The sequence below is a fragment of the Flavobacterium rivuli WB 3.3-2 = DSM 21788 genome (genome assembly GCF_000378485.1).
GTDB lineage: Bacteria > Bacteroidota > Bacteroidia > Flavobacteriales > Flavobacteriaceae > Flavobacterium > Flavobacterium rivuli.
In genome coordinates this window covers 472,520-485,910 of record NZ_KB899966.1, presented here as the reverse complement: position 1 = coordinate 485,910, position 13,391 = coordinate 472,520, and the positions used below count along the sequence as shown (strand labels likewise).

The following is a 13,391-nucleotide window of genomic DNA, read 5'->3' as shown; positions in this document are numbered from 1 at the left end:
ATAGATTTATTGCGAAAGCTTATTCAGCACCTCTTCTAAATCTAAAGCATCTTTAAAGAATCCCTCCCACAAGTCGCCTTTTTCTTTAACACGCTTAGGTAATGTTTTAATGTTGTAGTTTTTAAGGTCAAAGGTATCATCCAACTCGTCCCATTCTAAAGGTGCACTTGCGGTGGCTCCTTCGCGTGGGCGAAGCGAATATGCACAGGCCATAGTCTTGCCTTTACCATTTTGCAAAAAGTCGAGGTATACTTTGCCTTCACGCTTTTTAGGCATACGCTCGAGGCTGGTAATATCGGGCAGGGCAGCGTTTACTGCCTGGCTTATTATGTGCGAAAAATCCCGGCTTTGCTCATAGGTATATTTGGGCTTTATAGGGATAAATACGTGCAACCCTTTACCGCCCGATGTTTTTAAATACCCTTTTATATTAAGGCTGTCCAGTATTTCTTTTACTTTTTTAGCCGTGGTAACAAGGTTTTCAATCGTTGTCTTGTTAGGGTCGAGGTCAAAAATTATGTAATCAGGATTGTCAAGAGTGCCAACCCTGCTGCTCCACGGGTTTATCTCTATACAACCCAGGTTCGCCATATATATCAGCGTTTCCTTATCGTTACAAATCAGGTATTCAATATCTTCTTTGGTGGAATCTGAATGTATCTTTTCGGTCTGTGCCCAATCAGGAACCATACCCGCAACATTTTTCTGGAAGAAACCTTCCTTCACAATGCCATCAGGGGTGCGGCGCATACTTTCTGGCCTGTCTTTTATATATGGCAAAATATAGTCAGCCATTTCATTATAATATGCAATTACATCGCCTTTTGTATATCCTTCCTTTGGCCAGAATATCTTTTCGGGATGCGTAACTTCTACTTTTTCTGTATCATATCCCGCTTTACTTTTCATAGTTTTAGAGGTGCTTTTGGTTTTGGCTGCTGCTTTTTTTGCTGGCGTTTTTTCCTCAATTACTTTTTCAGCAGTTTTTGTTTTTGTTTCTTTAGCAGGTTTTTTGTCCGAATCAGCTTTGGCAGGCTTTACTTTATCTGCTTTTTTTACAGCATTTTTCTTCGTTGTTTTTTCAGCCTCCAAATTTCCCCCTTCGGGGGTTAGGGGGCCGGCAATCTCCTTTATCACATCTTTAGGGTCTTTATCTGTGCGCAATCCCATAAATACAGGATGGCGCAGGCTGTTGGTCTCTGTCCATTCGCTGTATTTTATTTGCGCAACAAGGTCGGGTTTAATCCAATGAGCGCCGGGCTCTTTCGGTTTAATACTAAATGGAGAAGTTTTTTGCTCTAAGGCAGTAAGTTTTTCGTAAATATCTTTTAATGACTCTTCGTTAAAGCCCGTACCTACCTTACCGGAATATATCAGTTTACCATCTTCATAATACCCTAATAATAACGAGCCAAAAGCAGTGCGCGACCCTTTAGGATCTGTAAAGCCGCCAATGACCATTTCCTGCTCTTTGCTTATCTTTATTTTAAGCCAGTCTTTGCTACGCTTATTTATGTAGTATTTAGACGATGCTTTTTTAGCTATGAGGCCTTCACCACCTTTTTGCTCAACTTCCTTTAGTGCTTTGCTGCCTTTTCCCTTAATGTGCCCAGAATAGATTATCTGGTCAGATTGTGGTAACAATGCCTCCAGTATCCGCTTGCGCTGAACCAGTTCGAGCGAAGTAAGGTCGAAGCCATTAAAATATAAAATATCAAAAACGTAGCATTTCAGGGTGCCACGGTCAGGATTATCAGCATAGTATTGCAACCACTGAAAATGGCTTATGCCTTTAGTATCCTCCACAACAATTTCGCCATCAAGAATTACATCGTTAGTAATCGCATCAAAAGCTTTCACCAAAGGTTTATATCTGTCGTTAAATGATATTCCGTTACGGGAAACCAAATTTACATCGCCATCATTAACCTCAATAATAGCGCGGTAGCCGTCATATTTGGTTTCATATATCCAATCTTCATTATCAAAAACTTCGTCGGCAAGGGTAGCCAACTGCGGCAGCCAGTTAGTTGGAAATTCGTCAAGTTTTTTGGCATCTGCAACATCTTCGGCAGTGAAAGTTTGGGAAGTCTCAGTCTCAGTCGCAGTCTTCTTTTTGGACTCAGAATCAGTTTTCAGCTGCTCAACAGCATCAGCAACTTCTTCTAAATCAATTTTATTTGGGTTTTTAGTTTCCGTTTTACCGTCATGGTTGCTTTCCCAAACATCTGATTTTTTATCCTTGCCTATTTCTTCAAGTGTGCGCCCAGTAAGTACCGATGTTTGGTCGAAATCTTTTTTATCGGCATATTCGTCTTTGCCTTTAAGCAGTAGCCAGGAGTTCTCTTCCCTGCCATGCATTTGCACAATGTGGTAAGAGCCCTTTAGCTTTTTGCCGTTCATCACAATTTTAATATTTCCCTCTTTATACATTTTGCGCAGTACCTTCTCGCTGTCGGCAACATTATCAATGCCTTCGGCAAGGTAAGTGCCGGTATCCCAAACCATAACGGTACCACCTCCATATTCGCCTTTCGGGATAGTACCTTCAAAATCAATGTAGTCCATAGGGTGGTCTTCCACATGCATTGCCAGGCGCTTAACCGATGTATCTGCAATGGGGCCTTTTGGCACGGCCCAGCTTACCAGCACGCCGTCTATCTCTAACCTGAAATCATAATGAAGGTGTGAGGCAGCATGTTTCTGCACCACAAATCGGAGTTCTTTACCGCCCTTTTTTACTGTACCTTTAGGCTCGGCAGTTTTATTAAAGTCCCTTTTCTTATTATATTCAGATAGTTTAGGCATAGCATTTAGTTTTTAATAGCGGCAAGGCTGGCTTTTAGCTGTTCGAGCAAATCGTCTTTAGCTGCAGCAGTTTTACGTTTTCGCGGGGCAGGCTCCGGTTTTTCTTTTCCTTTGGCCGATGCCTTAGCCTTTATCATTTTAATCAGTTCTTCTTTGTAAGTGTCTTTATATTTAGATGGGTCAAAAGTATCTGTAAGCTGGTCTATAATGGTGAGAGCCATATCCAGTTCTTTTTTAGATATTGTAACATCGGTAGGGATGAGGGTTGCCTCTTCGGGGTCGCGCAACTCATCGTTAAACCTTATTTGTATCAGCAATATGGCATCTTCTTCCACCTTAAGGATACCAAGGTGTTGGGTGGTGCGCATTACAAATTTGCAAAGCCCCACCTTCTCTGATTTTTTAAGTGCTTCCCTAAGCAGGGCATACACTTTTTTAGATTCTTTAGATGGCTCAACGATATAGGGTTTTTCAAGATATTTAGATGGAATTTCCTCCTCCTTAATAAACTCAAAAATATCTATGGTCTGGGTTTTTTCCGGGGCTATTTTGGCAAAATCATTTTTGTCGATAACCACATAATCGCCATTTTCTTTACGGTAACCTTTCGCAATTTCGTCCCATGGCACTTCCTGGCCGTCTTTTTTGCAAACGCGCACATATTGTATTGCACATTTGTCTTTCTGCCTTATCATGTCGAGGTTTATGTTGTGCGAATTTGTGCCGCTATATAGTTTAATGGGAATGTTTACCAGGCCAAAACTAATACTCCCTTTCCAGATTGCCTTCATGTTTTTTTGTTTTTTGGTGTTGCGAAATGCCGGCTCTTTTAGCCAACAAAAGCGATAACCTAAAAGGTTACCGCTCATTAAAATTACTTATTATAACTGTTGTGTACTAAGGTTTTAATACTACTTTCACACAGTTATCTTCTTTCTTGTTAAAGATGTCGTACATTTTTGCAGCGTCGCTAAGTGCAACCTTGTGTGTAATTACATCTTCGAGGGTTACTTTACCGGTTTCAACCAAATTTATAAGATGGTCTATGTAGTTATGCACCGGTGCCTGGCCGCCTCTTAGCTTAATACCTTTATCAAACCACTGATGTAGCGGAAAGTTATCGAACGGCGTACCATAAACACCCACAACGGTTACCGTACCACCACGGCGCACAGCATCAAAACAACGTTGCAGGGTCATCATCGATCCCATTTCGCCCTGAATAAGGTTCTTAGCACTCGCCCAGAATGAATGTTCTGTTTCCATACCCACCGCATCCACACAAACATCTGCACCGTAGCCGCCGGTCATGTTACGAATAACCTCCACAGCATCTGCATCTTTACCGTTTATAGTTTCTACATTGGCGGTAAGCCTTGCTTTTTCAAGTCGGTAGTCTAAAATGTCTACGCCAATAACGCGGCCGGCACCGCGCAACCATGCCGATTTCATTGCCATTATACCTACGGGGCCACAGCCAAAAACCACAACGGTTTCGCCACCTTTAAGTTCTGCCCAGTCTATGGCGCTCCATCCTGTAGGGAAAATATCGGTAAGGAACAATGCCTGGTCATCTGTCAGGTTATCAGATATTTTGCGCGGGCCAAAATCAGCATACGGTACACGCACATACTCTGCCTGACCGCCGCTGTAGCCACCGTAAAGATCTGTATAGCCAAAGAGCGCACCACCTTTACCTTTGGCAAGCCCACCTTCGGGGCCATACATTTCGGGGTTCGAGTTTTCGCAATGCGTAGGCAGGCTCATGTTGCAAAAATGACAGGTTCCGCAGGAGATAGGAAAGGGTACAACCACACGGTCGCCCACTTTAAGTTTGCTTACGCCGCTGCCCACTTCTTCTACAATACCCATAAATTCATGGCCCATTACCATGCTGTGGGGCTGCGGTATGTAACCATTATATATGTGCAGGTCGCTGCCGCATATAGCTGTAGATGTAACCTTTAAAATTACATCTCCCGCCTCTTCAATAATAGGGTCGTCAACGTTATCAACGCGCACATCTTTTGGTTTGTGAAATACTAATGCTTTCATAGAATATAATTTTTATGTTGATTGTTATTTATTATTCGCCGGTTTCATCATGCGGGGCATTTACAGGTTTAGATTGTGGAGAGCCCTGTTGCCTTAAATAAATTGATAATGCCACTATTGCAAATACCGAAAGGAATTCGCTTTGCCAGTTCTGGAACGACTCAAACCAAAACCTTGAATTTGTAATGTATTTTGCGGCGGTAGTTATTACTTTGCCCTTAAGTTGGTTTTGGGTGTTTTCATCGGCAAGGCTACCGTAAAAGTGTAATATGAAAGAAATTAAAAACAGCAGTAAAAGAGCAATAGTGAGCGAATGTTTATATAGTATTACTATAACGCCACCCTTTTTTACCGGCCACGGTGCACCTTTTTTATTAGGGTCGGGCTGTTGGTCTACTTCATCTGTACCATCAAATTTTTTTGATTCTGATGATCCCTTTTGTTTCAAAAAAATGGTAAGTACTACAAATAAAGCCATTTGCAAAAATTCGCTTTCCCAGTTTTCAAATGTAGACTCTACAAAATGCCCCGATGTAAAGTATTGCAACAGGCTAACGGTAGCGCCACCATCTTCCAGTAACTCTTTAGTATATTCCTGAAGCCCAAAATATACCTGTGCTGCCAGAGTTGCAATAAAAAGAAAAAGAAAAGTAAGCGAGAGGCTGTTGTTTTTTAAAAAATCTTTCATTGCAAGGTTTATGTAATAGGTTTATACAAAAAATGGGGTTTAAAAAACTAAACCCCATTTTCAACAATGCTGCTGTTAATTACTCCACTTCATTTTCATCTGCTTCAGCAGCATCAAAATTAATGGTGTTATAAGCGGCCTCTGTTAGTGTTATATCAGCCTGTTTCTCTTCGCCAAGAGTAGTATGCAATATTTCGGCTGCATCGTCATAGCCCAATGTTTTTGCAAATGCGCATAGTGTGCCATACGTTGCAATTTCATAATGTTCTATTTTTTGCGAAGCGGCAATAATACCTGCATCACGCACCGGGCCCGGCTCTGTGCTTTCCATAATGTCCTGGCCTTCTTTAAGAAGCCCGTCCATGGCTTCACATTTTTTTGCTACAGCTTTTTCTCCAATGATCTGGAATACCTGCTCTAAGCGTGCAATTTGCTCTTCAGTTTCGGTAGTGTGGTTATTAATACCTGCAATCAGGTTTTCGTTTTCTGCATTCTTAGCCATTTTAGGCAATGCTTTTACTAAAGCTTTCTCTGCCCAGTAAATGTCTTTAAGGCTGTCTACAAACAATTCTTTTAAACCTTCGGCAGCGCTTGCTTTTGCTTTTACAACACCTCTTGAGGATGTAGAAGCTGCCTTAGTAGTGGTAGATGATTTTGCTGCAGTTGTTTTGGCAGCCGTAGTTTTTGTAGTGGTGCTTTTTGCTGCCGGAGTACTCTTAGTACTTTTTGCAGTAGTTTTTGTTGTTGCCATAATGTTAGTTTATATTTGATTAATAGAATTGTGTTTATGCCTTTTGGCTCTAACAAATTTATGTGGTCTGCAGGGCTGCAAATGCTAATACTATCTTAAATAAAAAAGCTGTAACAATACTTTAACTCACTGTGTTACAGAATACTTAAAATAATATTAGTATATTATACAATTACACAATTAAATTACAACCTTATGAAAAAAGCCTTTGAGCCAATTGTATATCCTGATTCTAAAATATTGATATTAGGTACGATGCCCGGCGAAAAATCGTTGCTTTTGCAGGAATATTATGGCAATAAAGGAAATCAGTTTTGGAGATTGCTCTTTTCGGTTTTTAATTTAGAGCCTGAAACAAATTATATGGATAAAATTAAATTCCTAAAAGACAATAGTATTGCCCTTTGGGATGTATTGCAATACTGCGAACGGGAGGGAAGCCTTGACAGCAAAATAAAAAATGAAGTAGCTAACGATTTTGAAATATTTTACTCAAAGTACCCTCTAATTAATAAGGTATTCTTTTCGAGTAAAAATGCAGCTGCCTATTATGATAAGTATGTGGGCAGGAAGGGGTATATAGAATATAATGTACTGCCATCTCCCAGTGGGGCTAATGCAACAATGTCTTTTATGCAAAAGCTTGAAATTTGGAAAGAGAAATTAACATCAATTAGAGAATTATGAGTAAAATCTTATAATGCAAATTGTAAAGTTTTGTAAGAATTAATTTTGTTTGGCAATATAAAAAAGAAGTATCTTTGATGTGTACTTAAACGATTTCCTTATTTTTAAAAGCATGAAAAAAATCTTTTTTGTGGTATTGTTTTTACTATCAGTTACCTGTTTTGCACAGGAAACTAACTTTTTAGTGAGTGATAGTAAAGTTGTATGGGAAAATGTTTTTATAAGCAGCGAAACCAATATACCTAATGTTATTGCAAGGCATTCGCGCCTTAAAATAACATCATCTGCAGATAATATTTATAAAGGCAAGGGCATAGACGTAAGGAATACCTGCCCGGGTACATCTGATTTTTTTAAGGATGACCTTAGCTTTGATTTTGAAATAGAACTGCGCGATGGTAAATACAGGGTTACCATAACCAATATGGTATACTCTAAAAAAATTAAAAAGCAAAAAACTGTAACACCCGCAGAGAAATACTTTTTAACAGATGATGCCCTAAAAACAGGGGAGGCGGCAAATGTTGATTTTACCTGCCTTGAAAACTATTTTACCAAGCTTTTCAGTATGACTATGGTTTATAAAAATAAATCATAAAAAAAACTTAATTATTTTTATTACCAAAACATTTTTTCTCTTACCTTTATAGAATAAAGCATTGATTGTTATCTCTTTATGCTTTATTTTATATAAATTTTGATTATGAAAAACGGCCGGTAATAAAAAGGATTTTTTAACCAATTAGTCCTTTTTAAGAATTGTACATTTTGCAAACACAAAACTTACAGGGATTATGAAACTTTTTAGCTTTATCGTGTCGGTAGTAATGTTTATTACCACACTCTTTTTTTTCATTAGCGACTTTCCTGATATTACAACGTTTAATGGTACCGTATACCTGCTGTTACTTGTAGTATTACTCTTAATATGCCTTACCGGCATAATTATTAATAAGCCAGTGTTTGTAAAACACAAACGCAAATATAAAATGAGCCTGAAATAATTGTATCAGGGTATAAATAGAACAGGGGCAATAAAGCCCCTGTTTTTGTAAAAAAAAATTAACGTACTATTAAAATATATAATCAGTGCTCAGGAAGTTTGAGTCATGATCGCGAACTATAGTATTAAATAACTCTTTATTTGCATCAGTTACCTTTGCAGCAACCATTGTGCGTATAGAGAATGAACGTAATGCATCAAATACCGATAGTGTACCCTCTGCACTGTCTTTACGGCCTGTAAAAGGGAATACATCCGGGCCACGTTGTGCCTGGCAGTTAATGTTTACCCTTGCTACAAGATTTACAAATGGGTCTATAAGGCTTGCAACTTCTTCGGCGTTATTACTAAAAATACTTACCTGCATACCGTGCGAAGCTTCAATTTGGTATTGTATAGGCTCATCAATAGTATCAAAAGGTACTACGGGGATAACCGGGCCAAACTGCTCTTCGTGGTATAATTTCATTTTATCGTTTACAGGATAAACAACCGCGGGGAATACTAAAGACTCATTTGTGAAACCACCATGCTCATTTACCACTTTAGCTCCGTTTGCAATAGCATCATCTATGCACTCTTTAAGGTAGCCCGGTTTGTCTGCTTCCGGTAGTGGGGTAATTTTTACGTCTTTATCCCATGGTAGTCCCGCTTTCATTGCAGATACTGCTGCACTTAGTTTTTGTACAAATTCTTCGGCCACATCTTTTTGCACAAAAATTAATTTTAAGGCAGTACAGCGTTGTCCGTTAAACGAAAGAGAACCTAAAAGGCATTCACTTACAGCAACATCAAGGTCGGCATTTTTAGTAACAATGGCAGCATTTTTTGCATCAAGGCTTAAAATAGCCCTTAGGCGGTTAACTTTAGGATGTTGTTTTTTAAGTCCGTTTGCTACTTTGCTCGATCCAATAAAGGCAAGTACATTTACTTTGCCGCTTTCCATTATGGGCGTTATAATTTCAGACCCTTTACCATAAAGTGTGTTAACTGTTCCCGGAGGAAAAGCCTCTTTAAAGGCTTTAAGCAGCGGGTAATGAGCAAGCACACCGTGTTTAGGCAGCTTAAATAAAATGGTGTTACCCATTATAAGTGCCGGTATAAGTGTTGTAAATATTTCGTTTAAAGGATAGTTAAATGGCCCCATGCTTAGTACCACACCCAGTGGCGAACGGCGTATTTGTGCCAGTGTGCCTTCGGCCTGCTGAAAGCGTGATGATTCGCGGTCTATATCTTTAAGGGCATCTATAGTGGCGTTAATATATTCTACAGTACGGTCAAACTCTTTGGTAGAGTCGCCCAGGGTTTTACCTATTTCCCACATAAGCAGGTTAATAACCTGGTCGCGTTCCTGTATCATTAAGTACACAAACTTTTGCATGCATTTAATACGGTCTTCTACGCTCATGGTAGGCCATTCTCCCTGGCCATTATTGTAGGCGGCTACGGCAGCGTCTAACGATTCCATGGCTTCTTTAGGCGATGTATGCGGTATAGAGCCTACCACCTTACGCTCAAACCCGCCCCCTTGGGCAGGAACAAAAACAGGCGACAATATATCCATTGTATCGCCACTCCATTGCACAAGCTCCCCGTTAAGCAGGTATTCGCGCTGATGGATTACAGGCACTTTAAATTTTTCGGGTATTTGGGCTTCGTCAACAAAAATGTTTCCGAAACCAGTATTCGTTTCACTGGTATTTTCCATAAAGTAAATTGTGTTTATTTGTACATATAAAGTTAGGTAAGTAAATGTAATATACGACTTACAGCACGTGAATATTTTATTAAAAAAAGTATATATCGTTGTAGGCAGGCATATATAGAAATGGTTTATTATATTTGCAATCACTATTACTCTATAGGAGTAGTATACTAATTAAAGAAAAACAAATGACCAGGATATTATTGCAACTGGAAAAAGCGACAGACACCATAACATTTAGGCAGATAGCCATTACCATGTTATTGTTAAAGCTAATAATTTTAAGTTATTTTGGATACTTACTAATAGGAGAGCTCTATAGCGGTACGTTACTTTTTGACAGTACCTTTTTTATTTTTATGGGAGTAGGCTTCCTTGCACAGGTTGTAGATGGTGCCCTTGGTATGGCTTATGGTGTAAGTTGTACTACGCTACTTATAAACTTTGGTATTCCGCCGGGGCTGGCATCGGCAAGTGTGCATACATCAGAGATATTTACTACAGGCATATCCGGGCTATCGCATATAAAGTTTAAAAATATAGATAAAGGCCTGTTTTTTAAAATAGTAATTACGGGCACGCTTGGTGCTGTTTTAGGTGCTTACCTTATTGCCGACTATTTTGATGGAAATATTATAAAACCTTATATAGCAGGTTACCTCATACTGTTGGGCAGTTACATAATATATAAAGGGTTTGTAAATAAAGTAAATAACAATGAAACTATTAAGGGGGCACCATTATTAGCTTTATTTGGTGGATTTTTAGACACTATAGGCGGTGGAGGATGGGGCCCTATTGTAACCTCTAACCTGCTTAGCCAGGGCAAAGACCCACGAGAAGCCATAGGTACCGTAAATACGGCAGAATTTTTTATTACTTATTTTGCAACGGTTATTTTTGTTTTCATTTTGGGGGTTAAGCACTGGCAAATAATACTCGGACTAATTGCAGGTGGAGCATTAGCGGCTCCGTTTGGTGCTTATTTAGCATCAAAAATTAATAAAAGGGCACTATTTTTTATGGTAGGTACACTTATAATCCTTACTTCGGGTTATTCGCTTTATAAAGCAATTGCTTAAAATCTATTTTTTTTTGCAGAATTAATTTATTAATGTAAATTACTCAACATAATATTGAGTTGATTTGCCATGAATTACTTTCGGTTGCTTATATTTATTATTCCTTTCCTGGCTTTTGCGCAAGAGAAAAATAGCATTCAATATATAGATTTTCATTCGGTAGAAGCTGATGGAGAATTTGATAGCATAGCTTGGAATCAGGGCGATAAGATACGGTACGAATTCGATCTTAAAGGTTCTAAAAGCATAAAATGTGCTCTTACGATAAATAATAGCGCGAATATTGTATTTGATCAATTTCTCAAACATAAATGGCAAACCATAGATACTTTAACTTATAATGTTTTTGCTGATGTAACCCCTGCACTTATGATCACAGATTTTGATAGTGATGGAAATGAAGATTTTATGTATTGGTCACATACTAATGTAAATGGAAATATGTGGATATCTATATACTTAAATCATCCGGATAAACACAAACTTTTAAAACTTGAAACTACGCCGGCTGATGAAGATATATGGTGTGATCCAACTTACGATCCTGAAACAAGAATTATAAGTACAAGATCGGTATCAGGCAATTATGGTATATCGGCAGAGAGTACTTACAGGCTTGTAAATAAGGTTGCTATACCAATTTATAAAGAGGAATCTGATAACACAAAAATGAGCAGTATTACCGGCAAGGGTGGCATAATAAAAATATATAACGGCGTTAAGGGTAAGTGGAAATTGAAAAAGAAAGTGAAAAATTAATTTCTTGAATTTATACGATTACACTCTCACTTTTTTAATAAAGTCTGTCCTGTAGATTTCGCTTAACGGAAACGTGTAGTGATGCCCATCCTGCAATAAAATATCTGCTGTAATTATATCGTGAGCATAAAACTGCACATGCTTTAAGGCTATAATGGTAGTTTTATTTATACGGCAAAAATCTTTGGCAGGCAGCATTTCGAGCAATTTTTCAAAAGAGGCATTCTTGGCTATAATTTTAGTAGTATCATTAAGAATAATAATTTTGTCCCTGCTATCAATTTTAGATGTTACAATGCTAAACATCTTATCAACATTAATAAGCGCTTTACCTTTATCTGTATTTAACTGAATTTGCTTAGGTGTTTCTTTAACAGGTTTGGTAATCCTGCCGGCTACCTTAAGTACTGCCTGATGCAGCCTTTCTGCCTTTACAGGTTTAACTACATAATCTACAGCATCCCTGTCAAATGCATCAACAGCAAAATTTTTGTAGGCGGTAGTAAATATCACGGCTTTGCCTTTTACGGCATCGGCAACCTGCAGGCCATTCATTCCCGGCATTTCAATATCTGTAATAAGCAGGTCGTAGTCTAATAAGGCCTGTTCCTGCAAAAGTATTTGCGGGCTGTTAAAAGCTTTTACAACTTCCAGCTCGGGCATCTGTTCACAAAGCATTTTTAGCAGTGTTAGCCCGGGCAATTCGTCATCAAGAAGTAAACATCTGATTTTTGTGTTCAAGCAGGTTTATTTTTAAATGTGCAACATATATATCTTCTTCCACATAGCGTTCCAGCTTAAAGCAGGACTTATAAATAATGCGCAGGCGCTGCTCTAACGTGGCTGCCCCAATACCGCTATGCTCTTTTGCAAAAGCCGATTTTGGCGATATTTTGTTAGAAACGGTAATCGAAAAATTATTATCCTTAAACTCTATAACTATGGTTATAAAAGCATCCGGGCTTTGCAGGTCGGCGTGCTTAAAGGCATTTTCAATAAGGTCTATTGAGATAAGCGGAGCCAGTATTTTTTGCTCATACATAGGGTCCATCTCATCAATTTTTTTCTTTACGCTTATAGAAAATAGCGGACTTATCTTTATCTTATTAATTTCTATAAGGTTAAGGGCAAACTCAATTTCTTCTTTAGGGCTTACAAAACGGTTCTGGCTTTCGTAAAGAATATAGTCCAGTACGTTTGAGAGCTTATCCATAGCAAAATACGTTTGGTACGCATGCGATTGAATAGAGTTAAGTATGTTTTTAAATAAATGCGGATTAAGCCTCGATTCCAGCGTTTGCAGTTGCAGGTTATTGGTTTTGCTTTCCAGCTCTATAAAACGGCTTTGCAGTTCGTGTTTAACTTTGTCTGCTTTAAATGTCCTGAATATAAGCCACGCCAATACCAGCACTAAAAGCACTATAATACAAATGAGCAATTTGATATTTAAACCTACTTCCACAGTTTATTGCTTTACAGGTTTACCGGCTTCTTTCCAGGCATCCATACCACCATCCAGTTCTACAATGTGTATAAACCCTTTAGTTTTCATGCTCTCTACAGCCTCGGCACTACGGCCACCGGCTTTGCAATAAACATAAACAGTTTTGTTTTTGTCAAGGCTGTCCAGCCTGGCATCAAAATTCTTATCATACACATGCAGGTTAACGGCACCGTCTATGTGTCCGCCTTTATATTCTTTGGGTGTACGCACATCTATAACCTGGCCGCTATCCTCTTCCATTTTCTGTGCAAAAACCGAAGGTGCCACAAGCTCAATTTTTTTCTCCTGCGCGTAGCAGGATATAAGGGTAGTGGCAATACAAAAAAGGTAAAAAAGTTTCTTCAAAGTA

The 13,391-nt window shown here is 38.7% G+C and carries 14 protein-coding genes; 5 read left to right on the top strand and 9 right to left on the bottom strand.

The genetic code is table 11. The features are described 5' to 3' along the window. Positions 1-6 precede the first annotated feature (6 nt). The 5 genes from ligD to F565_RS0102355 all read right to left on the bottom strand — a co-directional run bounded on the left by ligD (position 7) and on the right by F565_RS0102355 (position 6,302). A complete protein-coding gene (gene ligD / locus F565_RS0102375; protein WP_020211589.1) occupies positions 7-2,808 on the bottom strand; it encodes a non-homologous end-joining DNA ligase in 2,802 nt (933 codons plus the stop codon). Between the two features lie 5 nt (positions 2,809-2,813). Beyond that, entirely contained in the window at positions 2,814-3,599 is a 786-nt protein-coding gene (gene ku / locus F565_RS0102370) for a non-homologous end joining protein Ku (protein ID WP_026299840.1), read from the bottom strand. A 106-nt stretch (positions 3,600-3,705) separates the two neighbouring features. Continuing rightward, positions 3,706-4,863: a zinc-dependent alcohol dehydrogenase gene (locus tag F565_RS0102365; RefSeq protein WP_020211587.1), complete on the bottom strand. Its 1,158-nt coding sequence runs from the start codon at positions 4,861-4,863 to the stop codon at positions 3,706-3,708. Positions 4,864-4,894: 31 nt separating this feature from the next. Next, positions 4,895-5,551 carry a DUF6766 family protein gene (locus F565_RS0102360; protein WP_020211586.1) on the bottom strand — a complete coding sequence of 219 codons (657 nt, stop codon included), beginning with the start codon at positions 5,549-5,551 and terminating at the stop codon, positions 4,895-4,897. A gap of 79 nt (positions 5,552-5,630) precedes the next feature. Next, positions 5,631-6,302 carry a YciE/YciF ferroxidase family protein gene (locus F565_RS0102355; protein WP_026299839.1) on the bottom strand — a complete coding sequence of 224 codons (672 nt, stop codon included), beginning with the start codon at positions 6,300-6,302 and terminating at the stop codon, positions 5,631-5,633. Between the two features lie 195 nt (positions 6,303-6,497). On the opposite strand from F565_RS0102355, the gene F565_RS0102350 reads away from it, so the two are divergent. The 3 genes from F565_RS0102350 to F565_RS0102335 all read left to right on the top strand — a co-directional run bounded on the left by F565_RS0102350 (position 6,498) and on the right by F565_RS0102335 (position 7,993). Then, a complete protein-coding gene (locus F565_RS0102350) occupies positions 6,498-6,989 on the top strand; it encodes a DNA-deoxyinosine glycosylase (RefSeq protein WP_020211583.1) in 492 nt (163 codons plus the stop codon). 112 nt (positions 6,990-7,101) lie between these two features. Then, positions 7,102-7,587, top strand: a complete 486-nt coding sequence (locus F565_RS0102345; protein ID WP_154652513.1) for a hypothetical protein — start codon at positions 7,102-7,104, stop codon at positions 7,585-7,587. A 196-nt stretch (positions 7,588-7,783) separates the two neighbouring features. Beyond that, the gene (locus F565_RS0102335; RefSeq protein WP_020211580.1) at positions 7,784-7,993 is read left to right on the top strand and encodes a hypothetical protein; all 210 of its coding nucleotides are present in this window, start codon (positions 7,784-7,786) and stop codon (positions 7,991-7,993) included. A 69-nt stretch (positions 7,994-8,062) separates the two neighbouring features. On the opposite strand, the gene F565_RS0102330 is transcribed toward F565_RS0102335, so the two are convergent. Then, complete coding sequence (locus F565_RS0102330; RefSeq protein WP_020211579.1) at positions 8,063-9,700, bottom strand: NADP-dependent glyceraldehyde-3-phosphate dehydrogenase; 1,638 nt, start codon at positions 9,698-9,700, stop codon at positions 8,063-8,065. A 185-nt stretch (positions 9,701-9,885) separates the two neighbouring features. On the opposite strand from F565_RS0102330, the gene F565_RS0102325 reads away from it, so the two are divergent. After that, a complete protein-coding gene (locus tag F565_RS0102325) occupies positions 9,886-10,779 on the top strand; it encodes a sulfite exporter TauE/SafE family protein (protein WP_020211578.1) in 894 nt (297 codons plus the stop codon). 84 nt (positions 10,780-10,863) lie between these two features. Continuing rightward, on the top strand, positions 10,864-11,538 hold the full coding sequence (locus F565_RS0102320; RefSeq protein ID WP_154652512.1) for a hypothetical protein: 675 nt from the start codon (positions 10,864-10,866) through the stop codon (positions 11,536-11,538). 18 nt (positions 11,539-11,556) lie between these two features. Here F565_RS0102320 and F565_RS0102315 read toward each other — a convergent pair whose 3' ends face one another. Genes F565_RS0102315 through F565_RS0102305 form a run of 3 tightly spaced genes read right to left on the bottom strand, consistent with a single transcriptional unit; the run spans position 11,557 to position 13,387 of the window. Then, a complete protein-coding gene (locus F565_RS0102315; RefSeq protein ID WP_026299836.1) occupies positions 11,557-12,279 on the bottom strand; it encodes a LytR/AlgR family response regulator transcription factor in 723 nt (240 codons plus the stop codon). Then, a complete protein-coding gene (locus F565_RS0102310) occupies positions 12,248-13,000 on the bottom strand; it encodes a sensor histidine kinase (protein WP_035641789.1) in 753 nt (250 codons plus the stop codon). The genes F565_RS0102315 and F565_RS0102310 overlap by 32 nt, the downstream gene beginning before the upstream one ends. A gap of 3 nt (positions 13,001-13,003) precedes the next feature. Continuing rightward, a complete protein-coding gene (locus F565_RS0102305) occupies positions 13,004-13,387 on the bottom strand; it encodes a rhodanese-like domain-containing protein (protein WP_020211574.1) in 384 nt (127 codons plus the stop codon). Between the last annotated feature and the right edge of the window lie 4 nt (positions 13,388-13,391).